Below are 24,588 nucleotides of genomic sequence, written 5' to 3' on the forward strand. Positions count from 1 at the left end.
CCGCGCCCGGATCCGGTGCGGGCACCTCCGACTGATGCTTGGCTATCGACAGTCGGCGGCTCGCTACGCGATGTCCAGATGTTGGCTGGGCATTCCACGCTATCAACGACCCAACGATACATAGAAGCCGATAGCCACGCTCAGCGGAAGATTGTCGATCTCGTATAGGGATATTTTTGTCACTTTTGGTGGTGGCTTCCCGCAAATATCACCATTTGACATGGTGCACTCGTGAGCGCAGTTTTCCGACACAACTGCTTACGGTGATCACGATGCGTTGGATGATGTTTCCCTACGTCGTTGCTGCACTGGTATCAGGGGCACACTTTTCCGCTCTCGCTCAGCCCCTTGAGGGCAATCCATTGCGCGGGCGTGAAATCGCGACAAAGCTATGCAGCTCATGTCACCACGTTCTGCCGATGACTATCCCCGACAAGGCTGATCCCCCGAGCTTCCAGAGCATCGCTAACCTCCCGTCGACCACAGGGATCGCTTTGAATGCGTTTCTTCATTCAAGCCACAAGAATATGCCCAATCTCATCCTTGCTCCAGCCGACTCAAATGACGTGATCGCATATATCCTGAGCCTGAAGCAGCAATAAAAGGCGAGCGCTACTCCCCTTCATGCAAGACGGCGCCGATACCACGCGCAAAAGAAGATCGTTGAACTGGTCTAACGCGGCAGCGGTCTATTGGAGTGTGGATTCGCCAAGAAAGTCGTCTAAGTCGAATTCTTGTACGGTAGCGCGCTTTTGGTATCGCGGTGACAGCTCAACCGTGATCCGCTTACCCTGCTTGTCTGCATAAACCCATCCCGCGAGATTGGCGGTCAGGCTGCCGCTTTCCTTGTAATGGTCCACGAGCGTCTTGAGGGTGTGTTCCTCGATTTTGATCGTGCCAATCAAGTCAGGTGATCTTGGTTTTGTTTTCTCGGCTTTTTTCAAGATGCCGAGGGAGCGACTGAGATTTGTTGCTGCTAGGTCATGCATTTTGTTGTTCTCCTTTTTGGCAATGACGCTGTATGACCTATTTATGCTTGTATGACGTTCAGAGGTCGGCACTGGCGGCGTTGGACATGTCCGCCTAGTGGCAGACAGTCCGCCTGCGGCGGACCGTTCGGGGGCATAAGTATCGGCATCCACTCAACGCGTGGCAGCTTCCTTTCCCTACTATTTTACCTCTCTTATCCATACGATTTTACCTCCCGTGAGGTGATAACACCCCGATTTATATACAACCATCAAAATACCCTCCCTGTTATCACCACTTCTCGCGGTACCAGGGCACATCGGTCCCGTGGTCGAATCCGTGCCTCCGTGGCACGATGACCGCGCATGTCCGTCCTTACGCGAAAACTCAAGCTTTCCATCAATCGGAAACTCATCAACAAGAACGAGGGCAACGATAAATCCTTGTTTGCTGAGGGCTGGATCAACAGGTCGTTGACCCCGAAGCAGCTCGCGGACTCGATCAACAAGGGGATCGCGTACTGCTGCCAACTCGATGGGCTCCGAAAATCGGCGAATTTCCTCTGCTCGGACATCATCTCCGTTGATATCGACGGAACGCGCCGCATCGATGAGATGATGTGCGATCCGATCGTCGAGCGCTTCCTGACGATCTTCTACACCACTCCAAGCCACACTAACGAGCAGCACCGCTTTCGTCTCATCTTCGCGCTGCCGCGAACAATCGATTCTAGGGATGAAATGGTCGCGGCATCCCGAAGCCTGACTTTGCGGCTCAATGGTGATCGAGGCGCAACAGATGCGGCTCGCATCTTCTACGGCTCACGCGGCTCCAATCCGCAAATCTTTGACCGTGGCATCGACGCAGCCCTTCTGGACGAACTCATCAAGCAAGGGCTGGATACCGATCACAGCGACACGAAGGGTTCGGCTGTAACCGCCAGCTCAGTTTCCAAACTCACCGTTGCCGCAGAACTCCCCATAAAAACAGGATATGGCAAGACGTTACCGTTCTCACAGATCGATTTCGGTACAGCGGTATGTTGCCCCTTTCATCATGATGAGCACGCAAGCGCGTTCGTCCTCAAATCGCGCACAGGCACAAGGGGATTGCATTGCTCGACCTGCGCACAGACGTTCTGGCTCGAAGGTACAACAATTCCGTCTTACGATTTCTTCGACTTCGACAAACGCGTCCGCGAAGTGAAAGCGTACTTCGACAAGCACCACGATCTCGGACCGTTGAAGGACCTTTTTGTCAACGAAGACCCGATCCACGAGGGATTGACCGACGCAAACATCGCGATCACCTCGAGCAAGTACCTGACGCTGAATCGCATCAATGACGGTCTCACTCTCATCAAGAGCCCGAAAGGAACAGGAAAGACCGAGCGCCTCAGCGCCGTTCTTGACGCCGATCCTGGCAGCGTTCTGCTCATCGGACATCGCGTAGCCCTCATTCGCCAAAGCTGCGCGCGTCTCAAACTGGAATGCTATCTTGATTTTGATGGTCCCATTGATCGGCTACGCGTCGGCATCTGCCTCGATAGCCTACAACGACTGCGATCACGCACGGGAACCGCGAACATCTTCAAGACTATCATAATTGATGAATCCGAGCAGGTTCTCTCGCATTTTCTTTCACAAACCATGGACTCGGAGGGTCGAGATCGCGAAGCGATATTCATCCTATTCAAGATGCTCATACAGCGTGCAAAGCGCGTGATCGCTCTCGACGCCGATTTAAGCTGGCTGACGTTCGAAACGCTAACAAAAATGAGGAATGAACGACCAGCTCATTCCCCTCCTCCCGCTGCACCGCGCTTAACCCACATCATCCTCAATGACCATCCTGTCGACAAAACAATCGCGATATTCCAATCGGAAAGTCATCTCCTTGCTGATCTCAAGCAAGCCATCGACAACAAGAAACGCGTCTTTGTTACCTCCAACTCTAAGCGGCGCATCGACAACCTGAACGCCGCCATCGCTGCTGACTTTGAGGGAACAGTACGCGGTCTCTTGATTACAAGCGCTACAAAAGACGACCCGCCCGTTAAAGCATTCATCGAAACCCCCAGCAAACAGGCTCTTCGGTACAGCGTGATTCTCACGTCACCTTCGCTGGGTACTGGCGTGGACATTGCATTCCCAGATGACGCGCAGGAGATTGATGTCGTGTACGGCTTTTTCGACGCGTTGATCACGACGCATTTTGATTGCGATCAACAGCTAGCCCGTGTTCGCCATCCAGGCGCTGTCAAAGTCTGGATCAGTCCGCGGAGGTTCAATTTCGACACCGCCGTAGATGTCATCAGGAAGGATATTCAGGTCAGCAATTCGTACAAAAACTTGCTGGTGGGATACGACGCCCTCGGACGACCCACCTATCTCGACGACGATCCGCTTCTCGATATGGCGATCGCTGATCGTGTCGCAGCAACGAGCTTCGAAGAACAATCTAAAAAAGCATTTTCTCGATCTTAAACGGCATCAGGGATACACCGTCGAATTGATCGATCCAGACGAAACGTTGAACCAAACAGGACGCGATCTGGCGAAGTTGGGCGAACGTCTCATCAAATCTAAGCGTATGAACGCCCTGCTCCATGCGCGACCGCTTACCTTTCAGGAATTCCAAGAAATCGACGGTCGGCTGTCGGAAAACGAAAAAGTCACAGTCGCGGAGGAGTGGTCGCGAGAACGAATGTGGTTTGAACTTTTCTACCGCCGACCGCTAACCAGATCGCTGATGAAACTAGACAACAATGGCAAGTACCGCCAATCAGTGCTTCGGTTTGAGAACCTTCAAGCATTCGCAAAGAGGACCCACGAAATCGCTGGAATGACTGGCGATTTGCGTTCCAAGCTGGATATTAGCGGTGCTGCAAAACTCGATAAGCGATTCCGTTTCCTAAAGACCTCGCAGGAAGTTACCCGCGCTATCTTCAATCTGTTGCACCAGACGCCACTGATGAAAGACGGCAACTGGACGCCGACAACCCTGACCAGTGACGACCTGAAGCCGTTCTCAGCCGCGATATTGAAGCAGAAAGCCATCGTCGAAAACCTCCTCGACTTCGAGGTCCGCGCCGACGTGCGCTCGAAGCCGATGACCCAGTTAAATCAGCTGCTCAAGCTGGTCGGTTTGAATTGCAAGCCGCTTAAAAAGCAGAAAATTCAGGGCAAGATCGTCTACCGCTACCAGTTCGATAGCGCAGCTTACAAACGAATGACCGCACTCGTGGAAAAGCGGGCGACGACCAATGCTTGGCGGTCGGTCTACGAAATGCACGGCTGGGATCAACAGGAATTGCCGGAAGAGCTGCAAGACAACACCTCCCACAAAAGCTGACATCCATTCCAGCGGCTCGCCTTCGCGAGCCGCCTCACGCAGTGAGGCGACCATCAGACAATGGCATATGATTCTGGTTGGATTTGATCCAACGTATTGCAAACTCCCTTAAGCTGCAAAGCTGCCATAGCCACGATCGGGGATCTGTCGCGTCCGCATCGGTCCACAGCAACTCAGCGCAATTCTGCAGCAAATATCGTCGGCTGTATTGCAGCGATTCATAAATAGACCGACTGGATGGCATCGCTATCCGTCGTATTTCAAAACCAAACGGATTATAAACATGGCTGTAACAGACGACGAGTTCCTATTCGATATTCAGTTTGCGGCACTGTTTCATGGCGACGAAAAGGTTCGTAGATCAGCCATGGAACTGCATTGGCACTTGCTCGACTTCAAGCGGGCTAGGGAGAAAAAGAGGATTGAAGATGCACAAAACAAAAGTCTTGAGCTTCAGAATTGATCCAGAGCGCCTGAGCGATCTGCTACGACACGTCCCATCCCGATATCGAACGGTCTCGAACCTGATCCGCCATGGTATCGACCGCGTCATCGCACGCCCAGAGCCGTGGCAGCCATGAATATCGATCACAGCCGCATTGTCCGCCTTCTGTCGAATGCCAGAAAAGTCAACGCGATTACCGTCAACCCTTCGGACAACGATCAGGTTCGTCAAGCAGCTATTCGAAAGCTAACAGACGAGGTCCTACGAAAATCACACGATCATGCGATTCTTGTCGCTTGGACCCCTCTCTGAACGGAACGCGGTCGTCAGCGGCTGTTCTCCGCACAATGACGGCAGTCCTGCGCTCAATGAGCAACACACCAATGGAGATGCCACTCTTGTCGAGTGGAAGGTGCAGCGGATTATGATCCGCTGCACTTCGATGACGCTGCACTAGGCACTACTTTCGGTCATAGAGTCTCCGGATTGCACGGCGACGGAGCCGACGGTAACGCTGCTTAGATACACCGAGCGCGCGTGCTTCTTCTTCGTAGAGTTCTCCGCGAATGAGACGGCGCATCATTGATTCGAACCCCCAATTTTCCTTGACCCAGTTTGGCAAGCGGGCTTGCCGTCTGGCGGCTTGGTGACCAGGTAAGTTCAAAGTGCGGGGGTGGAAACGAGTTGCGGTCATTATCGGGCACTCCTCTTCTTCGTCGCAAGCGGACTATTGTCGTTGTTTGCCAGTCTTGGTGATCGCCTGATCGGATTTACGTGCTGTGGTGGAGTGTTATTGAACACGACAAACGCGTTTCGGCACGAATAGCGGTCGAATATCATTCGAATTTCAGCACTGAGGTTTGGTTCTTTAGGCAAGTAACTCATTCTATTCCTCTTATAATCAAAACCGGCACGAAGGGATTTCGGGGCGCGTTTGATTTCCAGATGATGCCACGGGCAGCGTTTTTATCCCATTTCGCGGTTTTCGTGCATTTTCCAATGATAAGACAGTTGGCACTCAGACAACTCTGGACTATCTTTCGTAATCACGCGCTTGAACGATTTCGAATGATAAGATCAGACGATGCCTGCTTTTCTCAGACACTTCATGTTCAAGCATCCGCTGTTCCGTAAACGGGAGAGCGACACGGGCGTTCATTGGGAAAGCAGCATCTATTATCTTTGGTGGGAATTCCTCCGTCGCCATGAGGGGTACCGCAAGACCTGCGAGCGCGACGGCAATGGGCAGTACAGCCGAGCTGTACGAGGATTTCGGCGACGTGCATGCGGTGGACTTCAAGACTTGGTGGACGACGGGAGATCGTGGCGCTCGATTGTTTGCCGAACCCGCGGTCACAAGCAGCGTGATCCCGCTCCTGCCATCCGACATATCGGCAATTCAGGACAGTTGGGAAAACGGATCACAACTTGTCATTGCAATCCCGCTAACATTCTCAAAGCGAGCAATATTGAGCCACGTAAAGACAATCCTGCAAAAGCGGCACAAGAGGGGACGCGGGCAACGAGTGATGAAGGATTCGAAAGCAGAATATCCCGTCTCAGCCCAATTCCGCGTCTCATCACTCAAGACGGACCTTGAAGCATACGACTTGCGGCTGCGTGAACCTGATCTGAAGCTGTGGCAGATTGCGCAGCGGCTTCGATTTTCAGCCAAGCTGAGCGAAAACGATATCAACGTTGCTGAGAAGAAAGCCGCGATGTCAGTCGCCGCTTTCCGTAAGCTTGCCCATGCGAAGCGTGTGATTGACGCGGTTGCAAAAGGTCGCTTTCCAGTACCATAGCTGAATACGGAGGCTGCGTTCCTTGACGCTCTCAGAATTCGAGATCAAACGCTGCGAGAAGATGGTTGCCGAATTCGTCCAGAGGCGACGACCACGACCGCACGTCCGCCACCAAGTCGACCTGACATTCCGTATCGATGACCAGAGTGTCGAGATTTACGAGGTCCGCCCCCATTGGAAGGATGCAAGCAGGAAGATCGAGAATCCCATCGCCAAAGCGACGTACAACAAGAGCGCTCGCAATTGGAAGGTCTTCTGGCAACGAGCGGACCTCAAGTGGCACGGCTACGAGCCAAATCTGACGGTGCCGTCAATTGAAGCCTTCTTGGATGTTGTAGAGAAGGACGAACATGCCTGCTTCTTCGGCTAGAACTGCTGGCGTCTCAATGAACGAAGCGACGTTCGTAGTCGTACAATCGGAAGCCGTACTTCGCGGCATTGGCTCGCGACTTGTCGTCCAAGTGACTCATAGAGTCGGGATTACACATCGATGCCGCGCGCTCAAATTCCTCTGGCTGACAGTCCTCGACTATAGAACGGCCCGGTTAGCAAGGTATTTTTCAGCGTGTATCACCGTCGGACGGTGCAGTCATATGTCCGGCCTATCCGCACGGTCATTGACCGCTGGCCACGATGAGATCCGCGATGCCGGTCGCCTAATCAATTTTACGCGCTCAGTCGCGCACTGCGTCAGACGGTCTGATCGGCATCGGGGTATCGCCCCTCGGGTTCATCACGCTTTGGCACCTTGCCGCTTTATCCCAACGCCAAGGCGCTGGGAATTGTGGATTAAGCCGTCACCGGCGTCGTCGGTGATTGATAGGTTCCGCCCTTGACGAGAAGCGCCCATATGATGCGCGCCATCTTGTTCGCAAGTGCCACTGCGGCCACCTTATAGGGACGGCGCGCAATTATGGATACGACCCAGGCAGGTAGCTTCACGCCTCTGCGGGCCTGCTTGAGGATCGACGTCGCACCAACAATCAGTAAAGTTCGCAACTGCTTGTTGCCCTGCTTCGAGATCTTGCCGAGCCGCTCTTTCCCTCCGCTGGAGTTCGCCCTTGGGGTGATGCCGATCCAGGCGGCCAAATCCCGCCCTGTTCGGAAGGCTGCCGGATCCTGGACGACGGCGCGAACAGTCGCGGCGATAATAGGGCCTACGCCAGGAATGGTCGTCAGACGACGGGCGGCATCATCGGCCTTCACGGCCGCGACAATTTTGGTGTCGAGCATATCGATCCGTGTTGTCAGGCTTTCGATTTGCTCGGCCATCTCCAGAAGCGCGGCTCGAGCCGAAGCAGGGAGGCGTCTGTCTTGATCGTCGCGCAGTACGGCAACGAGCTTGGCAATGCTGGTCATGCCGGTCGCGGCAATGATCCCGAGCTCCGCCATGTGGGCACGCATAGCATTCGCAGTCTGGCTTCGCTGACGAACAAGTAACTCTCGGGTCTTCAAAACCATCCCGGCAGCTTGCTCCTCAGGTGATTTGACGGGCACGAAGCGCATTGTCGGGCGCGACACGGCTTCGCAGATCGCCTCTGCATCGGCTGCGTCGGTCTTGTTTCGCTTGACGTAAGCTTTCACATAGGCAGGCGGCATCAAGCGGACGGTGTGGCCGAATTCGCTGATCGCGTTCGCCCAGTAATGGGCCGTCCCGCAGGCCTCCATCCCTACCAAGCAAGCTGGAAGGCTCCGAAAGAAGGGCAGAACCTGCGATCGCCGCAATGTGCGACGGACCAGGACTTTCCCGTTTTCGGCGATGCCGTGAACTTGAAAGATCGATTTGGCCAAATCCAAACCCACCGTGATAATCGTCTCCATGGAATGGTCCTTCCTTTGTGGCGCCCTCTCTACGCGACCACGTTAGGCACTTTTAAAGCCGGTTCGAAGGGCCGTTCCACACCCAATTCTCGTCCGTCGCCTTCTCTGCCAACGGCACAACGAACGCGAAAACGAAGTGAGACCCCAGGGTTCTCTTGGTATTCGATCGTTTTTCGAACCCGTATTGTAGGTAGGATTTTACCACCTCCCTCGCGTTCTCAGAACAGAATTTCGAGGATGGCAACGCATGCTTTGTTCGTACCCATTCCTCCACGATATCCATGTCAAAGGCTTTCGCCTTCTCGATTGAAGCGGTCACAAACGATCCAATATCGATTGGATGATCGTCGCTGGAAAGCGGAACGCTTTCGGCGCATGCAGCCGCCATCGCGTCAACTGCTCGATCAATGTCCGTGCGGTTGAATTTAAACACTTCCTCAACGTCGCCAATTCGATAGACACCGAAATAGCGCGGATACGTCCAAAGCTCATCCCAACTCGACGCTACGTTTGGCGAGGAGTGAAAAAGATGGGATTTGACGCAATCAGCGAGAAGCCTAGGCAGGTCAGTATTATCGATTGAGAATCCGATAGCAGACGTCATGACGTGACCCTTTTGAACATTTGACAAAGGCAGCCCTCATCAAATGCTCTGGGAATGCCGTGTATGACTATTTATCCTGCGAGGCACCGAACCTCGTATTTGTCGCCGATGCCTTCCAAACCATCTGGCATGGTCGCTGGCTGTACTTTCCGCGTCCTCAAGGCATTCCGACCCGCCAAAAGGCAACCATACCAGCGACCATTCAGTTGCCTGCCTGCCCCGGTCCTTTGACCAATCCCCGCCTGCGTGTATTGTTTCGATGTTTGTCACTTGAAGTGGCTTTCGACATTTCGTATGCGCGTTTCGCGGGATCGTGAGCGCGGATTTCAGGGGATCGTGAGCAGAGATTTCAGACGATCGTGAGCAACGATTTCGCGGGATCGTGAGCAAGGCTTTCGGAGCCTTGCAGCGCTTCGGCCGACAACTCAACCGGCTTAGGGATGACCTCGTGGTTAACGAGGAAGTCCAATGCCTACCCAGAGATTGTCGATGCGCCGGATCAAGGAAGTCCTTCGGTTAAAACATTTTCAAGGCCTGCCAGAGCGGGCCATCGCGCGGAGCGTGGGCGTCAGCAACGGCGTTGTGCACAGCTACCTGAGCCGCGCCCGCTCTGCTGGGTTGAGCTGGCCGCTTCCGGAGGGAATGACCGATGAAGACCTGGAGCTTTTGCTTTTCCCGGCCCCACGACCAGCGTCTCAGAGCCCGCAGCGGCCGGTGCCCGACTGGAGCTACATCGATAAAGAGCTCCGCCGGCGCAACGTAACCCGTCGCCTGCTCTGGGAGGAGTATCGCGCCGTTAATCCCGACGGTTTCGGGTACACGTGGTTCTGCACTACCTACGAGGCCTGGAAGGGGCGGGTCCGACCTTCGATGCGGCAGATTCATCTGGGCGGCGAGAAGGTGTTCGTGGATTTCGCCGGCGACACCATCGACATCGTCGATCCGCTGACCGGGGAAGTGCAGCCGATGAAGCTGTTCGTCGCGGCGATGGGCGCTTCGAACTACACCTACGCCGAGGCCTGCCCCAGCGAGAGCTTGGCCGACTGGATCCGGGCCCACGTCAACTTGTTCACGTTTTTGAGCGGAACGCCGACGTTCGTGGTCTGCGACAACCTCAAAGCCGCCGTCAGCAACCCCGACCGCTACGATCCCGGCCTCAATCGCACTTATGCCGAGATGGCGAGCCATTACGGCACGGCCATTCTCGCCGCACGGCCGCGGCGCCCAAAAGACAAGGCGAAGGTCGAGGTCGCGGTGCAAATCGCCCAGCGCTGGATTCTGGCCCGGCTGCGCAATCAGCGCTTCTTTTCCCGGGCCGAGCTCAACGCCGCCATCAAGACACTCGTCGACGAACTCAATGCTCGTCAAATGCGTGGCTTCGGCTCAAGCCGCGCCGAACTGTTTGCCGAACTCGACAAACCCAAGCTAACCCCGCTGCCAGATCAGCCTTATGCCTTCGCACGCTGGAAGCGCTGCCGCCTCGCTCCCGATTATCATGTCGAGGTCGACGGCCATTGGTACTCCGCGCCGTATCGTCTGATTGGCGAGCTGGTCGATGCCCGTATCGACGATCGGACGGTCGAGATCTTCCACAAGGGCCAGCGGATCGCCAGCCATGCCCGCGCGCCCAACCGACGCGGACACACCACCATCGCCGACCACATGCCCAGCGCCCATCGCCGCTACGGCAAATGGACCCCCGCCGCGGTGATCGCCGCCGGCGAGCGGATCGGTCCTTCGACAGCAGCGTTTTTCCAGGCCGTGATCGACGCCCGGCCCCATCCAGAACAAGGCTTTCGAACCTGCCTTGGCATTCTGGCGCTCGTCAAAAGCTACGGCGCCGAACGCCTCGACGCAGCCTGCCGGAGGGGCATCCTCATCAAGGCGCGCTCCGTCGCCTCGATTAGATCGATCCTCCAGAACGGCCTCGATCGCACGTTCTTCGACGAATCTTTCGAGCACCAGCCCCTGCGCCACGGCAATATCCGCGGACGCGACTACTTCCACTGAAGCAAGGAGAGACCCGGCATGCTTAACCACCCAACCCACGAACGGCTGATCGAGCTTGGCCTGACCGGAATGGCCAAGGCCTTCGAGGAGCAGCGCCGATCGCCCGATCTCGAAGCCCTGCCGTTCGAAGATCGCATCGGCCTGTTGGTCGACCGCGAAGCCGCCGAACGCGACACCAGGCGGCTCACCACGCGCCTCAAGATCGCCGCACTGCGCCAGACTGCTTGCGTCGAGGACGTCGATCTGCGCACCCCGCGGGGCATCGACCGCGCCGTTTTCGCCAAACTGGTCGAAGGTCGCTGGATCGATCGCCACGAGAATTTGCTCGTCACCGGGGCAACCGGCCTGGGCAAAAGTTGGTTAGCCTGCGCGCTCGGCCACAAGGCCTGCCGCGACAACCGATCAGTCCTCTATCATCGCGTTCCAAGGCTGTTCGAGGCGCTCGCGCTCGCGCGCGGAGACGGACGCTACGCCCGGCTCCTCAAAAGCCTCGGCCGCGCTCAGCTTCTGATTTTGGATGATTGGGGACTATCGGTGCTCACCGCCGCGGAACGCCGCGATCTGCTCGAAATCCTCGAGGACCGACATGGCCGCGCATCCACCATCGTCACAAGTCAGCTCCCCGTGGACACCTGGCATGGAGCCATTGGGGACCCCACGGTCGCCGACGCCATTCTCGATCGCCTCGTCCACAACGCCCACCGCCTCCAGCTCACCGGAGAAAGCATGCGAAAACGCAGCGCCAAAACCATCACCCTTGACGGCCAACCAGAACACTGACTCTATCTCCCATCGGCCGTAGCGGGCTGCTCACGATCGTCTGAATTCAGTGCTCACGATCGCGCGAAATCGATGCTCACGATCCGTGAAATCCGCATCGTAGGCGCACAATGCCAAGTGTTATTGTTTGGGACTTAGAAACGGTGCCCGATTTGTCTGGCTTCGCTAAAGCGAACGGACTCAGCGATAAGACCGCTCAGGAAGTCGGGATGCCATAGGCGACAAATTTCCGAAGCACATCTATCATTCAATCGTCTGCATCGGGGCAGTTGTTGCTCACCTCGAAGGTGATCATTGGACGGTTGATGCCATCGGCGCTCCGCACGTTGGCGACCGCACTGAACCCGAATTGATTGCTGCGTTCGTAGACAGGATTGCTCAACTACGACCTCAGCTTGTTACCTTCAATGGCAGTAGCTTCGATCTTCCTGTCTTACGATATCGCGCCATGGTGCATGGTATCGCCGCGCCAGGCTTATCCAGCCGCGCCTATTTTAAGCGATACAGCACCGATGCTCTTGACTTATGCGACGAGAGCTGGCCCCGGTTGTTTGGACAGCGCCCCGCTGGATTTAAGTGGATTCCTGCCGGGTTATGCTGAACGCGGGGCTTTACGGTTTTGTCGTTGCGTCGGGAGGGCGTAGCCCGACCAGAGCGACGACAAAACCGTCGGCGACGGTCATGCGGCCATCACCATAGCTTGCGTGCCGAAGTAAGCCTCGTCGGGCGTGCGCCCGTCAAGGCTCGAGTGAGGGCGTCCCTGATTGTAGAAGGCCAGATACTTGGCAATTGACGCTCGCGCCTCGGACACGCTGTCGTAGGCGCGGAGATATACTTCTTCGTATTTGACCGTGCGCCAGAGCCGCTCGACAAACACGTTGTCGCGCCAGGCGCCCTTGCCGTCCATGCTGATGGCGATCTTCGCGTCCAGCAGCACATCGGTGAACTCGAGGCTGGTGAACTGGCTGCCCTGATCCGTGTTGAAAATCTCGGGCCTGCCGTGCTTCGCCAACGCCTCCTGGACCGCTTCGACGCAGAAGGCCGCCTCCATTGTGATCGAGACGCGATGGGCCAGGACCCGTCGGCTGAACACATCGACGACCGCCGCGAGATAGACGAAGCCACGCCGCATCGGAATGTAGGTGATGTCCATTGCCCACGCATGGTCGGGCCGCTCGATCTTCAATCCGCGCAACAGGTACGGGTAGATCTTGTGACCCGGAGCCGGCTTGCTCGTGTTCGGGCGACGATAGACCGCCTCGATCCCCATGCGCTTCATCAGCGTCGCGATGTGGCGGCGACCGGCGTATACGCCCTCCCGCCGCAGCAACGATCGCAGCATACGCGCTCCCGCGAAGGGATAATCGAGATGCAGCTCATCGAGCCGACGCATCAAGGCAAGGTCCTCGGCCGAAACTGGCCGAGGTTCATAGTAGACCGTGCTGCGAGCCAGCTTCAGGACCTTCGCCTGGCGCACGATAGAAAGATCATGATCGCGGTCGATCATCGCTTTGCGCTCAGCAGGCCCGCCTTGGTGAGCGCGCCGGACAAAAAATCGTTTTCCAACGCCAGCTCGCCGATCTTGGCATGTAACGCCTTCAAATCGACCGGCGTCTCGGCCGATGTCTTGTCATGCCCAAACACGCCGGCGGCGCCTTCCAGGAGCTGGTTTTTCCAGATCGTGATCTGGTTCGGATGAACATCAAACAGTTGCGCCAGCTCCGCCAGTGTCTTGTCGCCTTTGACCGCAGCCAAAGCAACCTTCGCCTTGAATGCCGGAGAATGCGTCCGGCGGCTCTTCTTCGTCATCTTCGCTCCTGATTCGCAGCAAGAATCCTCGCCGCTGTCAGGCAGAAAATCCACTCAAGCTACTGTCCGAATTTGCGGGGCCAGCTCTACGAACTGTCCTCGTTCAGTTCCGGAGCGAAAGTGAAGCTTGACGAACTGAGCAAAATACTCGGCTTTCCCGGAAAGCCAGATGAAATTCATGGCGGCGAAGTTGAGCAGTATTTTCGAGCAGGACGAATCAAGGAAATCGCTGACTATTGCGAAACTGACGTCGTCAATACCTACCGCGTCTGGCTGAGATACGAGTTGTTTTGCGGAAGGCTCTCTAGGTCCTCGTATGAGGCAAGCGAAATCTCGCTTGCAACCTTTTTGGCGGCTCGCCCGAGGCTTGAGTCCACTGCGGAAAGCAACGAGCTGCCGAAAGCCGTTTGATCGATAGCGGTACGACGACCCCACCTCGTTTAGGTGGACGGGATGAGCGAGACTCGCGCGTGGATTTGACAACGCGAGGGACGCTCGTTCCATGCATCAAGACAGACATCAAGACGGGCATGATGCCGCCTCCTATCAGCGGATCGAGGTGATCACAGGGGAGAGGCGACGGCGCAGTTGGAGCGATGCGGAGAAGGCGCGGATCGTGGCCGAGAGTGCCGATCCGGAGACGAGCATTTCCGAGGTGGCTCGACGCAACGGGGTGAACCGGGGACTGCTCAGTGTGTGGCGGCGCCAGGCGCGGCTCGCGTCGAGCGAAGCGCCGCAGTTCGTGCAAGTCAGGCTCGAGGCCGCCGTCGAGGCGCAGCCGAACGCGATCGATAAGGCGCATGTTCTGACGGATCCGGCCGAGCGGATCGAGGTGATGATCGCGGGCGCGACGGTGCGCGTGCCCGTCGGCGTCGACGCCGCGACGCTGGAGCGCGTGCTGGCGGCGGTGAGATCGACGCGATGATCTCTTTCGGTCCAATGGTCCGTGTGTTCGTCGCGACGCAGCCGATTGACTTTCGTAAAGGCGTTCATGGCCTTGTCGCGCTGGTAGCGGAGGGATTAGGCGGCAAGCCCTACAGCGGTGACGTTTATGTCTTCCGATCGAAGCGATCGGATCGTTTGAAGCTACTGGTTTTTGACGGCTCGGGAATGGTTCTAGCGACGAAGTGGCTGGAGAATGGGGGCTTTGCCTGGCCACCTGTTCGCGAGGGTACGATGCCGGTGACGGGGGCGCAACTGGCGATGCTGATTGAAGGTCTTGCGGAGTGGTCGCGTGTGGTCCCGAAGGTGACGAAGCGGCCGACGAAGGTTGCCTGAAGCGTCTTGTTTTGCTGGCGATTGCGAGTGCGTTCGTGTAGCTCTGCGATATGGCGCTTCGCCCCGAAGATCTCCCCTCTGACCCTGCGGCTCTTGCCGAGATGGTGCTGGCTTTCGAAGGCGAGAACGATGATCTGCGCGCAGAGATCGCCACGTTGAAGAGCCTGATCTTCGGCGCACGATCGGAGCGCGCGGCGATCGTCTGCGCCGAACAGATCGCGTTTGATCTGGAACGGACCGCCGGCTCACAGCTCCCGGCCAATGACGACAAACCGGACGCGCCGCGGCCGGAGCGGCGCAAAGCGAAGCGCAACATCGGCGCGCTGCCGGCGCATCTGCCTCGGGTCGAGCGGGTGATCGAGCCGGCGTCCACGCTGTGCCCGTGCTGCACGGGTCAGATGCATCGGATCGGCGAGGAGAGCAGCGAAGCGCTCGATCGGGTTCCCGCGTGGCTGCGTGTGCTCCGCACGATCCGTCCAAAATACGCCTGCCGCTCCTGTGAGGGCCCGATTGTCCAGGCCCCGGCACCGGCGCGGCTCGTCGAGGGCGGCATGGCAACGACGGCGCTGATCGCGCATATCGCCGCGGCCAAATATGCCTGGCAATCGACGCTCTATCGCCAGACGCAGATCCTGGCGGGTCAGGGTGTCGTCGTCGACCGTCAGACGCTGGCGCGCTGGATGGGGAGCGCGGCGTGGCTGGTCAGGGGCCTCTACGATCTGCAACTGAAGACTATGCACGGCTTCGAGCGGCTGTTCTGCGACGAGACGCCGATGCCAGTGCTCGATCCGGGACGCGGCCGCACGAGGATCTGCCAGTTCTGGGCGCACGCGACGGACGATCGGGCGTGGAAGGGGCCGGCGCCGCCGGCGGTCGCCTACGTGTTCGCAGGTGGTCGCGGCAAAAAGGAGATCGTGGCGCAGTTAGCCGGCTTCGAAGGCGTGCTGCAAGTCGACGGCTATGCCGCCTACGCCTCGCTGGCGGGCGATGCGATGATGTCGGGCCAGATCCAGCTGGCGTATTGTCTCGTTCACGCGCGCCGCAACTTCGTGAGGGTGCACAAGACGACGAACTCACCCTTCGCCGCGGAGGTCATCGAGCGCATTGCGGCCGTCTACGCGATCGAGGAGAGGATCCGCGGTCTCGATGCTGGGGAACGCCGCGCGACGCGACAGGCCGAGACGAAGCCGCTGATGGAGGCGTTGAGGGCCCGTCTGATCGCGGTGAAGGACGGGATCTCCCGCCGCTCGACGCTCATCAAGGCGATCGACTACATGCTCGAACGCTGGCAGGGCCTGACGACGTTCCTGGATGACGGGCGGCTCGAGCCGGACACCAACACGGTCGAACGATCGATCAGGCCAATTGCGATCGGAAAAAAGAACTCGTTGTTCAGTGGTGACGAAGGCGGGGGCGAGACCTGGGCGATACTCGCTTCGCTTCTTAACACAGCGAAATTGAATGGCCTCGACCCCGAGGCGTATCTCGTCGACGTTCTCGATCGCATGGTGAGCGGCGCCACGAAGACCAACCAGCTTCACGAACTTCTGGCCTGGAACTGGAAGGCCGCACGCGAAGCCGAAAAGCGGGCCGTGGCATGACGAAGCCGAAGCAAGGGCGGGGAACGCGAAAAGCACGCAAGACGACGATGGCGGACTATGCCATGTCGTTCGAACGGCTCGGGCAATGGATCAGCAAGCGCGCCAGGTCGCCGACGCTTCGGCATCCGCGGGCGACGTCGCTCTCCATGCTCGATGGCGCGGTGGCCGCGGTCGTCGCCGGGCCGGTCTCGATGGCGTCCGAGGAATGGGTGTGCCCGCTCCTCGGCGTAGATCCCGACGCCTTCAATCACGACACCGAGGAGTTCTCGGCAATCGCCGCCACGCTGATGCGCCACAACGCTATCAGCGAGACGCTGTCGACGAGACCGGAGAGCTTCGAGCCGCTGTTCGTGCGATCACCGGACGGCGAAGTCGACCCGCAGCCCTGGTGCATGGGCTTCTACGCCGTCATGAAGCTTCGGCTTCTCGTCTGGTCGCGGCTTCTCCCCCCGAATGGAACCGAACACCTTATGCTGCGGCCGATCTTGGTCCATTGCATCGACGACGCCGGTCGACCCTTGCTACCCCCGGCCCGGCGCACGCTGGGAACGCAGCCCATCATCCAAAACGCCTGGCGCAACATTCCAGCAACCGTCGAGGCCCTCCGGCAGTTCTGGATGCCTATACGCTTCAAGCGCGGTGCGTAGGCCGTCCGCACCAAGTCCGTGGCTCCGTGGGCCTCTCGTACCGTTTACGTTTGATCGTATTGCACAGCCGAGCAACATTCGATGAAACTTCACTGGCAAGTGACCGACGCGGATATTCAGCGTGTGAGGCGACTTATCGAACAGCAAAAGGGCAACGCTTTTGTTAAAGCTCGTCTCGAACGGAACTGTGCAGCCGTCAAGGAACCGATTGGACGAGCACGATTCTGGCAGCAAATGGTGTGTATGCGGCTAACCTCGCAGCAAAACTCCAGCCCAAATGGTCCGGTTGCTCGGTTCTCCCGTCAGCAGCCATTTCTTTTGGGATACGACATCATTAGCAAGAGCAATGACAGGGAAGGTCTTATCACTAGAGTACTCAACGAGTGGCGGGGCATACGACATGTGCCTACGATCGCCGATCAACTTTCGCACAACTTTGCAATGCTCGAACAAGGAGAATGGGACCGATCATTGAATGAATGCAATCGTCTTACAACAAACGTATCCCGGGTAACGGAAATCGACGTGGCACGCTACATTCAAGATACTTTTTCCGGTTTTGGACCCAAGCAATCTCGCAATCTGCTTCAGTCTTTGTGGCTGACCCGGTACGAAATTCCAATAGATAGCCGAGTGATCGATTGGCTCAATGAGGAATTTCAATTTCCTGTTCGTCTTAGCTCAGAAGCTCTAAGCGATATCAATTACTATATTTTCGTTTCCGATGGCATTCAGGAGCTGTGCGAGAAAAGTGGCGTGATTCCCTGTGTATTCGACGCGGCAATCTTTGCGCTTAAGGACGGTGATAATTGGACAGCTGAAAACGCATTTTAGTCCAATCCTCAATTTCGAGCTGTCAAACTGCTTGTGCGGTTTCAATACCGTTTTCGACTAGAAACGCTTTGAGCGCTTGGTACTTGGACTTGTAGTTCTCAATCCGGATTTCTTTGGGTCGGTAGCAAAAGCCTATCTCCGCCACAGCCCCCTTTCCTTCCTCACGGAAGAACAAAGGTTTGATTAAGCCGAGAAGCTTCTTTGCTGTTGGAAGATTATTAGTTTCGTTCCGGGTGAAAGCATTGATAGAAAACCGCAAGGAACCGATCACAATGTCCAAGACGCTCGAAAAGTGAGATTGTCCAACAGCGGAATAGTGAACGCCCACTATATTGTCCAACTTCATTTCCGACGAGAACGGCATACCTTTCAAACCTACCGCCATCTTCTCAACCACGTGTGCATCGACATTCGGGTCAGAAAACCTGTCGATCAGCACCAACCCCGCATCTTTCTTCCGATTGAGCAACCAGTCAAAGTGTGCGCAGATTGTGTTGATACCATTGAGGCGCGCCGTATTTGGATGAGCTATGGCGGAATCTGGGTGATGACGGTGTGAGGAAGGCGGCGTATCGAGGCGGGTGACGAGCCTGCCAGAACCTCTCGAGGAGAGCGATACGCCATGACCGAGACTACCAATGTTCTTGCTTTCCGTCAGCCGTCCGCGGTTGATGATCCACTGACCGATATCGTTCGTGCCGGCGCGCGGGACCTGCTTGCCAGGGCGATCGAGATCGAGGTTGGCGCGTTTCTGGCCAGCACGGCCAATCTGACGCTGCCCGACGGTCGAGCGCGCCTGGTCCGACATGGGCACGGTCCGGTGCGCGAGATTGCGACCGGCATCGGTCCGGTGGAGGTCGCTCGTCCCAAGGTCCGCGACCGCGGAGCGAGCGGGCCAGGCGACCGCCTCCGCTTCAGTTCGGCAATCCTGCCGCTATGGGCGCGGCGGACGAAGAGCCTGGATGCCTTGATCCCGGTCCTCTATTTGCGCGGCATCTCGACCGGCGACTTCCAGGAGGCGCTCTCGGCGCTGCTCGGCAAGGATGCGCCGAACCTGTCGCCTTCGGTGATCGCCGGCCTGAAGGCCGATTGGCAGGTCGAGTACGAACGCTGGCAGAGACGCGATCTGTCGGCGCGTCGCTATGTCTACATCTGGGCCGATGGCGTGTACCTGCAGGCCCGCATGGAAGATCACAGCGAATGCATGCTGGTGCTGATTGGCACCACGCCGGAAGGCAAGAAGGAGCTGATCGGCTTCCAGGTCGGCGTGCGCGAGAGCGCGCAGAGCTGGCGCGAACTCCTGATCGACCTGCGGCAACGCGGGTTACGGATTGCCCCGCAACTCGCCATCGGCGACGGCGCCCTCGGCTTCTGGAAGGCACTGGACGAGGCCTTTCCCGGCACGCGGCACCAACGATGCTGGTGCCATAAAGTGAGCAACGTACTCGACAAGGTCGCCAAATCCGTGCAGGGCCCCATGAAGAACGACCTGCGGAACATCTATCTGGCCCCACACCGGGCCGAAGCTGAAACCGCGATCGACGTCTTCGTCGAGAAATACCACGTCAAATACGGACGTGCGGTGGAGTGCCTGATCAAGGATCGCCATGCGCTGCTCGCCTTCTTCGACTTCCCTGCTGAGCACTGGATCCACCTACGCAGCTCGAACCCGATCGAGAGCGTCTTCGCCACGGTGCGCCACCGAACGGTGCGGACTAGGGATCGCTGTCGCAACAAACTGCGAAGCTGATGGTGTTCAAGCTCATCGACGCCGCATCGAAGACCTGGCGGCGATTGAAGAGCACGAACCAGTTGCCGAAAGTCATCGCCGGTGTAAAGTTCATCGACGGAATCGAAGTCATTCCGAACACTGAAAGCCACGCCGCCTGATCAGGCCGCGTCACCCAAAATCAGCCATAGCTCTTTTTATACTGAACGCATCTTGATCCCGCGCGAGATCATTCTTGCGATGGCTGTGTATAAATGCGTTGAGATTTGCGCCGGAGAGTACGACGTCTGGCTCGGAAAGCTCTGCGACGGGCCCGTACCCTTTTGATTGTCTCGCTTGTTGCGCGGGCGTTGAAATACCCCGCGCAGCCGCACCATCCTGGGACGAACGGAAATCCTCTACCTGAATCGCTTTTTGACCCATGGCGATCGTACCTCGGCCCAGATCCAGAACAAAGATATCGTTACACGATGCCTGGTAGATCCTCTCGCCATCGAGAATGGGTAATAACGTCCCATCTTACTTCATCGGTTGTGTATTTTTTTCATACCATCGTTCAGGTGCCAAATTTTTACGTCTCCGTGGCTCGACAAAGTAGCCACTTTTTGCCCAAGCAGACTGCGAAACTTCACCAGATAGAATTGCGGCTTTCTGACCTCACCAACCTGACACCCCTGAAAGCGGTTCAAGGTCTGCCGTCTGACATGCGCCAGTAGCCTAGGTTGCGATCCATCCAGACGACGTCCGTTTTTCACCCAGAACTGACATGGACTTGGGCAATCGCAAATCCTCATATAGGGACTCGCGCCGGACCTAGCCTATGACCGAAGTCATCGCGGCTAAGCTGTCATTGGCAAACCAACATACTACAGTTATTGAACCCCCAACGCTTGATGAACTCTCTGTTAATCATTCCGATAGTGGCACAACGCAGCTGCACGTAGAATAATCAGAACTCTGACCTTGCATAACGGATCGGTTCTCAAGAAAGTGGTTCGGCTTATCTTCCCGCAAGTGACTGAGGCATCTAGTGGACAATTTGAAGCGCGCCCAAGAAACGCTGCTGGCCGACCAATTCAACTATGGAGAATGGGGCAAGTGTGAATCGCCGACCGCTGCGCGCGACCTTGAAATTTCCAGATTAAAGCCGAATTGCTTCTCGAGTAGCGAAGCAGCGTTCAGTTTAGTTGCTACGGGAGCTGCTGGTAACGAAGCGATCGCGACCTATTTGGATTGGGTCCAAAAAACGAGGTCTCCGGACGGCTGGTGGCACAGTGCAGCGGGTTCCAAAGCGCCCAGCCAAAATGCTCCTGCTTGGGTACGTAATGTGCGCCACACGGCCATAGGAATCGACGTCCGCATTCTGGCAAAGCAATTCGACGGCGACGATTTGCGCAATATTGGGCCGTTGATCGCGTTGCAACTCTCGAACGGTGCCTTCCCGCAGTTTTCCGGCGGAGCCGCAGATTTGTGGTCTACCCTCTATGTTCTGAATCTTCTCATTACGGTGACCCACAACGATGAGGCTTGTCGAATTTCTCGTCCATCTAATGTCGTTCCGCGTTCATGGGAAGCGGAGCTACGTACCAAGATCGAGAAGAGCAGAGCTTGGCTCACAGACCAAGTTAAGGACGGCAATCATTGGGAGCTTCCCGACACTGATGCGGGCTGGGTAACGCAAGCTATTGCCGTCGAAATCGGAGCCCACCTTGCCCGAACTCGACCTGACGTATGCCCTGCGATCGGCCAGTTCTTGCTCGATTTGACTGATCAAAACAATCCGAAGACGCTCTGGGCTCTTCTATGCGTGTGGATCGGCCTGAGTGCGAGCCAGCAATTGGAGCTGAAATCTCGCTTGGCGAAGTTCGTCTACAGTGATCAAAGCGACACGCTGAGCATGGCGTGCTCCTGTCGTGTCGTTGCTTGTGATTGTGACCCTCTGTTTGTTCAGTACTACTTTGACGCGGCGCATGGGCATTCAGCAGCGCTTCCGCGATGGGGCGGGTGGGACCGGACAGAATATGGCAAATGGAATGTGCTACGTGCGAACGCATCGCCAGCCGGCAATGCTATGGCTCACGGCGCCGTCAGCACAAAAGCTGATTTATGGCTCACTGTCTCGGGATTGCTGAACGTTTATAAGGAAGGCATCGAAAAATCAGGCGATTGGCGCATACTTTGGACGGATTCGCATAGTCATACCGACGAAGCCGGTATCCAACGTCACTTTATGAGTGTTGCACGGGCCTTGGCTAAAAGCTGGGGCATTGCAGCGATACGAGAACCGGATACCGGTACTGGGCCAGTCGATTCTGAGTTTTCAAATGGATATGTCGCGCGCATTCATGTTGAGTTCAAGCGTATGGATCATACGAGAATCCAACACGGGCTAATGAGCCAACTGCCGTCGTATATGCAATCGGACGGCGTCGACTCCGGTATTTTTGTTTGCGTTGGTTTCGACGACGATAGCGAGGATCGTTATAGTCGGCTTGTGCTGCCCGCGCGTGATGCGGCCCGCTCGGCGAACTCCAATATCTGGCTCGAAACTATATATATCGATGCGCGTCGCCGTTCGAGCGCGTCGAACTGAAGGGCGAAAAGCTGACGAGCCAGGCGCGCAATGTCGCGTTCTCGATTGGAAATCCTGCACCATGAAGCCGACGTCGAGCCTCGACTACTAGATGCCGCTTTTTGCGCGTCTAGCCGCCGAGTGACTACCCCGAGATATGTCGAGGACCTTCGATCAAGGTCATGCCGGAAGCAGCCGGGTGCACTCTTCAACGACATATTCGGGAACAATTTCAAATCTGTGTGGATTGAGCTGCATCACATACTCGTTCTCAATATGATAGGACTCATTGATGAATTTCCTGATCACGTCGTGATCATGCTCGCTACCCAGGATACGGAAAAGCTGAATCTTCTCGTAACCGACCGTGGTGGCATGGAACTTGGCTTTTATTGTCGCTACGCTCTTTGTGTCGGCGATCAGAATGTCATAATCGAACCCCGGCAAATGAACACAAATCTTGCTTTCGGCCTCGGCCTTTTCAGAAGCCGTCATAGGCCGGTTATCGGTTGCGCTTTGTATCGTGGGAACATCTCGCCGCTTGAAGAGGCTTGCGAGAAGATTGTATTCCAGCCCCATATCGTCTTGTAGCTCGAACTGGCGTCGAAGATAGATGGCCTGGAGCAGAGGATCGCTCAGCAACGCTATGTTGTCCTTACAAATCTTTGCAAAGGTCTGGATATCGTCTCGCTGTATTGGCACTTCGCTGATCACGCCAGCGCGAGATGAAAGAAACGCGGCGGACGGTCGGGCTGCCTGAAAGACGCTGCTCGTGCTCTTGATGACATCAATCGCCGGTTCGATGTCATGCGTCAGCATCAGCGTCGTCTTGTCTCTTAAGCTGGCTTTGATGTGACCGACCGCGCTCGCATCGTACTCTTTCTCAACGGCAAGTGCTGTATCCTTTTTCCCGGCTTCGGCCAGGGTGCTCGAGCAATAGGGGCAATTATCGCCCAGCGAGAGGAACTCGTTACCCTTGATCTGCCAGGAGATCCACTTAGCAGGCTCTTTGCTCTTGATGAATGTTTCGAACGGCTTCAGCACATTCGGGATGTTCGCAATCTTGTTTCCGGAACCGAAGGCCTTGTGGATCTTGCTGTTCTTCGCCAACGCACCGCTCTTAGACGGCTTACCGAAGGCCTCCCGCAACTCCATCAAGTCTTTGACGACTTGCCCGATATCAGCATTGTCCGCAAATGCTTGTCGAATGCCAGACAGCAGGTCATCGATCTCGGCCAGCTCAGTCAGGTATTCCGGCGTTCTGATGAAGATGTCAAAACTGTTTTTTACGACCTCGTCTTTCTGAAAGACGAATTGGTCGACATAGTCTTCATCGAACACCAGGGCAGATCTGAAGCTATCCGCACCTTCAACAGTTGGAGTTCCGGCGCCCGGAGTGCCACGATGCTTAAAGGGGATGAGGTCTTTGATGGAACCGTCGGCCTTGATATGGCTCACAATGGCTCGCGCCAGCGAGCTCTTGCCAAGCCCGTTAGGTCCGTACTTGATGTTGAGGGCCTGCTCCGTGATGCTGATCGCGGCCAGGTCTACGCTGTTACAGTTGGAAATCTTGATATTCAGAACAGCCAAGCTCACGTCTCCTGTTGATAGGTGACCTTGCGGACGCTTTCTCGGCTTGGATCGGGCGCGTACTTGCCACTGTCCAAACCAAAGCTCTTGCCGCGGTTTACGTCGACTAACCGAACGCTGCACTGCGGCCCTTTAGGTGGCGTCTCCGCCGTTGTCATACCACCCGTGACGGCAAAAGGAAGCGGAGTGGCAGCGTTATCCAAGGTCGGGCAGACGGCCGGCGCCAAGTCAGACGACCGAGCGCGAAGTCCGCAGCACGCGCTTGCGTGCGGGGCCACTTGTCACGCGTCAGAGATTCGCAAACCATATCGATCTCACTCGACGATCGCATCTCAATGCGCGGCCCTGATATCTCGCTTCAGCAAGTTGTTAGCGAGCTCGCAGAAGATGACAAAATCGCCGCCGCCCCGCCCGTCGGTAAACAGAACAGATCAGGAAAACGACAAGCGGACCACGCGAGCGCAATAAGAGCAATCGATCAGATTTTGTTAGCGCCCACGATACAAGCAAAGCATTGCGGCGATGGGTCCTTCTGACAGCCTCCCCCTACACGGCCCAAGCGCGCCCCAAAATTCCGCCAGCCAGTTCAGGAAATTCTTGGGTTGACACGGTTGACAGGTTGACAGGCAGGCCTCTTCCCCCAGTTACTCATTGAAGTAGTCTTGCCGAAGCTGGCAGCACGCGCACGAGTTTTGCATTCCTCTCCCCGGAGGGAGAGAACCTGGGATCGAACCTTCTCCAGC

Annotated in this window: 22 protein-coding genes and 2 pseudogenes; 18 read left to right on the forward strand and 6 right to left on the reverse strand. The window is 56.6% G+C overall.

Annotated elements, in window-relative coordinates:
* Positions 1 to 45: 45 nt before the first annotated feature.
* Together J4G43_RS52650 and J4G43_RS52655 are read left to right on the forward strand one after the other, a co-directional pair.
* A pseudogene (locus tag J4G43_RS52650) lies at positions 46 to 168 on the forward strand (tyrosine-type recombinase/integrase); the annotation flags it as partial.
* A 113-nt stretch (positions 169 to 281) separates the two neighbouring features.
* Complete coding sequence (locus J4G43_RS52655; RefSeq protein ID WP_208089720.1) at positions 282 to 602, forward strand: cytochrome c; 321 nt, start codon at positions 282 to 284, stop codon at positions 600 to 602.
* An 87-nt stretch (positions 603 to 689) separates the two neighbouring features.
* Here J4G43_RS52655 and J4G43_RS52660 read toward each other — a convergent pair whose 3' ends face one another.
* Entirely contained in the window at positions 690 to 989 is a 300-nt protein-coding gene (locus tag J4G43_RS52660; protein ID WP_208089721.1) for a hypothetical protein, read from the reverse strand.
* Positions 990 to 1,334: 345 nt separating this feature from the next.
* On the opposite strand from J4G43_RS52660, the gene J4G43_RS52665 reads away from it, so the two are divergent.
* From J4G43_RS52665 to J4G43_RS52685, 5 genes are all read left to right on the forward strand, one after another.
* Entirely contained in the window at positions 1,335 to 3,455 is a 2,121-nt protein-coding gene (locus tag J4G43_RS52665; protein WP_208089722.1) for a plasmid replication protein, CyRepA1 family, read from the forward strand.
* 25 nt (positions 3,456 to 3,480) lie between these two features.
* Positions 3,481 to 4,323: a hypothetical protein gene (locus J4G43_RS52670; RefSeq protein ID WP_228411366.1), complete on the forward strand. Its 843-nt coding sequence runs from the start codon at positions 3,481 to 3,483 to the stop codon at positions 4,321 to 4,323.
* 283 nt (positions 4,324 to 4,606) lie between these two features.
* Entirely contained in the window at positions 4,607 to 4,786 is a 180-nt protein-coding gene (locus J4G43_RS52675; RefSeq protein ID WP_208089724.1) for a hypothetical protein, read from the forward strand.
* Positions 4,787 to 6,009: 1,223 nt separating this feature from the next.
* Complete coding sequence (locus J4G43_RS52680) at positions 6,010 to 6,570, forward strand: hypothetical protein (RefSeq protein ID WP_208089725.1); 561 nt, start codon at positions 6,010 to 6,012, stop codon at positions 6,568 to 6,570.
* Between the two features lie 22 nt (positions 6,571 to 6,592).
* Positions 6,593 to 6,940: a DUF3024 domain-containing protein gene (locus J4G43_RS52685; protein WP_028154600.1), complete on the forward strand. Its 348-nt coding sequence runs from the start codon at positions 6,593 to 6,595 to the stop codon at positions 6,938 to 6,940.
* Between the two features lie 419 nt (positions 6,941 to 7,359).
* On the opposite strand, the gene J4G43_RS52690 is transcribed toward J4G43_RS52685, so the two are convergent.
* Together J4G43_RS52690 and J4G43_RS52695 are read right to left on the reverse strand one after the other, a co-directional pair.
* Positions 7,360 to 8,391: an IS110 family RNA-guided transposase gene (locus J4G43_RS52690; RefSeq protein WP_208088065.1), complete on the reverse strand. Its 1,032-nt coding sequence runs from the start codon at positions 8,389 to 8,391 to the stop codon at positions 7,360 to 7,362.
* Positions 8,392 to 8,443: 52 nt separating this feature from the next.
* A complete protein-coding gene (locus J4G43_RS52695; RefSeq protein ID WP_208089727.1) occupies positions 8,444 to 8,995 on the reverse strand; it encodes a hypothetical protein in 552 nt (183 codons plus the stop codon).
* A 468-nt stretch (positions 8,996 to 9,463) separates the two neighbouring features.
* On the opposite strand from J4G43_RS52695, the gene istA reads away from it, so the two are divergent.
* The 3 genes from istA to J4G43_RS56370 all read left to right on the forward strand — a co-directional run bounded on the left by istA (position 9,464) and on the right by J4G43_RS56370 (position 12,386).
* Entirely contained in the window at positions 9,464 to 11,005 is a 1,542-nt protein-coding gene (istA, locus tag J4G43_RS52700) for an IS21-like element ISFK1 family transposase (RefSeq protein ID WP_060907903.1), read from the forward strand.
* Positions 11,006 to 11,023: 18 nt separating this feature from the next.
* Positions 11,024 to 11,785: an IS21-like element ISFK1 family helper ATPase IstB gene (istB, locus tag J4G43_RS52705; protein ID WP_011090937.1), complete on the forward strand. Its 762-nt coding sequence runs from the start codon at positions 11,024 to 11,026 to the stop codon at positions 11,783 to 11,785.
* Between the two features lie 259 nt (positions 11,786 to 12,044).
* Positions 12,045 to 12,386, forward strand: a complete 342-nt coding sequence (locus J4G43_RS56370; RefSeq protein ID WP_408581461.1) for a ribonuclease H-like domain-containing protein — start codon at positions 12,045 to 12,047, stop codon at positions 12,384 to 12,386.
* Positions 12,387 to 12,464: 78 nt separating this feature from the next.
* Here J4G43_RS56370 and J4G43_RS52710 read toward each other — a convergent pair.
* A protein-coding gene (locus tag J4G43_RS52710; protein ID WP_129557670.1) for an IS3-like element ISRj2 family transposase occupies positions 12,465 to 13,594 on the reverse strand; the annotation gives its coding sequence in 2 pieces (ribosomal slippage) (positions 12,465 to 13,342 and positions 13,342 to 13,594; 1,131 coding nt in all).
* A gap of 120 nt (positions 13,595 to 13,714) precedes the next feature.
* On the opposite strand from J4G43_RS52710, the gene J4G43_RS52715 reads away from it, so the two are divergent.
* The 6 genes from J4G43_RS52715 to J4G43_RS52740 all read left to right on the forward strand — a co-directional run bounded on the left by J4G43_RS52715 (position 13,715) and on the right by J4G43_RS52740 (position 17,954).
* A complete protein-coding gene (locus J4G43_RS52715) occupies positions 13,715 to 14,005 on the forward strand; it encodes a hypothetical protein (protein ID WP_208089728.1) in 291 nt (96 codons plus the stop codon).
* A gap of 91 nt (positions 14,006 to 14,096) precedes the next feature.
* Positions 14,097 to 14,519 (forward strand): IS66-like element accessory protein TnpA, encoded by a 423-nt coding sequence (tnpA, locus tag J4G43_RS56375; protein ID WP_018273743.1) that lies wholly within the window; start codon positions 14,097 to 14,099, stop codon positions 14,517 to 14,519.
* Positions 14,516 to 14,872 carry an IS66 family insertion sequence element accessory protein TnpB gene (gene tnpB / locus J4G43_RS52725; protein WP_018273742.1) on the forward strand — a complete coding sequence of 119 codons (357 nt, stop codon included), beginning with the start codon at positions 14,516 to 14,518 and terminating at the stop codon, positions 14,870 to 14,872. The genes tnpA and tnpB overlap by 4 nt, the downstream gene beginning before the upstream one ends.
* Positions 14,873 to 14,922: 50 nt before the next feature.
* Complete coding sequence (gene tnpC / locus J4G43_RS52730) at positions 14,923 to 16,473, forward strand: IS66 family transposase (RefSeq protein WP_035681142.1); 1,551 nt, start codon at positions 14,923 to 14,925, stop codon at positions 16,471 to 16,473.
* Complete coding sequence (locus J4G43_RS52735) at positions 16,470 to 17,120, forward strand: UPF0149 family protein (protein WP_063712394.1); 651 nt, start codon at positions 16,470 to 16,472, stop codon at positions 17,118 to 17,120. Before tnpC ends, J4G43_RS52735 begins: the two co-directional genes overlap by 4 nt.
* Before the next feature lie 81 nt (positions 17,121 to 17,201).
* Positions 17,202 to 17,954, forward strand: coding sequence for a hypothetical protein (locus J4G43_RS52740; protein ID WP_208089729.1), 753 nt, complete (start codon positions 17,202 to 17,204; stop codon positions 17,952 to 17,954).
* Between the two features lie 22 nt (positions 17,955 to 17,976).
* On the opposite strand, the gene J4G43_RS52745 is transcribed toward J4G43_RS52740, so the two are convergent.
* Positions 17,977 to 18,396 carry a hypothetical protein gene (locus J4G43_RS52745; protein WP_208089730.1) on the reverse strand — a complete coding sequence of 140 codons (420 nt, stop codon included), beginning with the start codon at positions 18,394 to 18,396 and terminating at the stop codon, positions 17,977 to 17,979.
* A gap of 180 nt (positions 18,397 to 18,576) precedes the next feature.
* Between J4G43_RS52745 and J4G43_RS52750 the strand changes: the two are divergent.
* Both J4G43_RS52750 and J4G43_RS52755 read left to right on the forward strand, forming a co-directional pair.
* Positions 18,577 to 19,844, forward strand: a pseudogene (locus J4G43_RS52750) (IS256 family transposase).
* A gap of 869 nt (positions 19,845 to 20,713) precedes the next feature.
* Positions 20,714 to 22,276 carry a DUF8371 domain-containing protein gene (locus J4G43_RS52755; RefSeq protein WP_208089731.1) on the forward strand — a complete coding sequence of 521 codons (1,563 nt, stop codon included), beginning with the start codon at positions 20,714 to 20,716 and terminating at the stop codon, positions 22,274 to 22,276.
* 159 nt (positions 22,277 to 22,435) lie between these two features.
* Here J4G43_RS52755 and J4G43_RS52760 read toward each other — a convergent pair whose 3' ends face one another.
* Positions 22,436 to 23,845 (reverse strand): hypothetical protein, encoded by a 1,410-nt coding sequence (locus J4G43_RS52760; protein ID WP_208089732.1) that lies wholly within the window; start codon positions 23,843 to 23,845, stop codon positions 22,436 to 22,438.
* Positions 23,846 to 24,588: the final 743 nt, after the last annotated feature.

The sequence above is a fragment of the Bradyrhizobium barranii subsp. barranii genome, assembly GCF_017565645.3.
In the GTDB taxonomy this organism is placed as follows: domain Bacteria; phylum Pseudomonadota; class Alphaproteobacteria; order Rhizobiales; family Xanthobacteraceae; genus Bradyrhizobium; species Bradyrhizobium barranii.

Bases quoted from the DNA above. Each gene is read 5' to 3' on its own strand.
- J4G43_RS52655 (WP_208089720.1), top strand. From the start codon at position 282: ATGATGTTTCCCTACGTCGTTGCTGCACTGGTATCAGGGGCACACTTT.
- J4G43_RS52680 (WP_208089725.1), top strand. From the start codon at position 6,010: ATGGGCAGTACAGCCGAGCTGTACGAGGATTTCGGCGACGTGCATGCG.
- J4G43_RS52735 (WP_063712394.1), top strand. From the start codon at position 16,470: ATGACGAAGCCGAAGCAAGGGCGGGGAACGCGAAAAGCACGCAAGACG.
- J4G43_RS52740 (WP_208089729.1), top strand. From the start codon at position 17,202: ATGAAACTTCACTGGCAAGTGACCGACGCGGATATTCAGCGTGTGAGG.
- tnpB (WP_018273742.1), top strand. From the start codon at position 14,516: ATGATCTCTTTCGGTCCAATGGTCCGTGTGTTCGTCGCGACGCAGCCG.
- J4G43_RS52675 (WP_208089724.1), top strand. From the start codon at position 4,607: ATGGCTGTAACAGACGACGAGTTCCTATTCGATATTCAGTTTGCGGCA.
- J4G43_RS52695 (WP_208089727.1), bottom strand. From the start codon at position 8,995: ATGACGTCTGCTATCGGATTCTCAATCGATAATACTGACCTGCCTAGG.
- tnpA (WP_018273743.1), top strand. From the start codon at position 14,097: ATGCATCAAGACAGACATCAAGACGGGCATGATGCCGCCTCCTATCAG.
- istB (WP_011090937.1), top strand. From the start codon at position 11,024: ATGCTTAACCACCCAACCCACGAACGGCTGATCGAGCTTGGCCTGACC.
- tnpC (WP_035681142.1), top strand. From the start codon at position 14,923: ATGGCGCTTCGCCCCGAAGATCTCCCCTCTGACCCTGCGGCTCTTGCC.
- J4G43_RS52665 (WP_208089722.1), top strand. From the start codon at position 1,335: ATGTCCGTCCTTACGCGAAAACTCAAGCTTTCCATCAATCGGAAACTC.
- J4G43_RS52690 (WP_208088065.1), bottom strand. From the start codon at position 8,391: ATGGAGACGATTATCACGGTGGGTTTGGATTTGGCCAAATCGATCTTT.
- istA (WP_060907903.1), top strand. From the start codon at position 9,464: ATGCCTACCCAGAGATTGTCGATGCGCCGGATCAAGGAAGTCCTTCGG.
- J4G43_RS52660 (WP_208089721.1), bottom strand. From the start codon at position 989: ATGCATGACCTAGCAGCAACAAATCTCAGTCGCTCCCTCGGCATCTTG.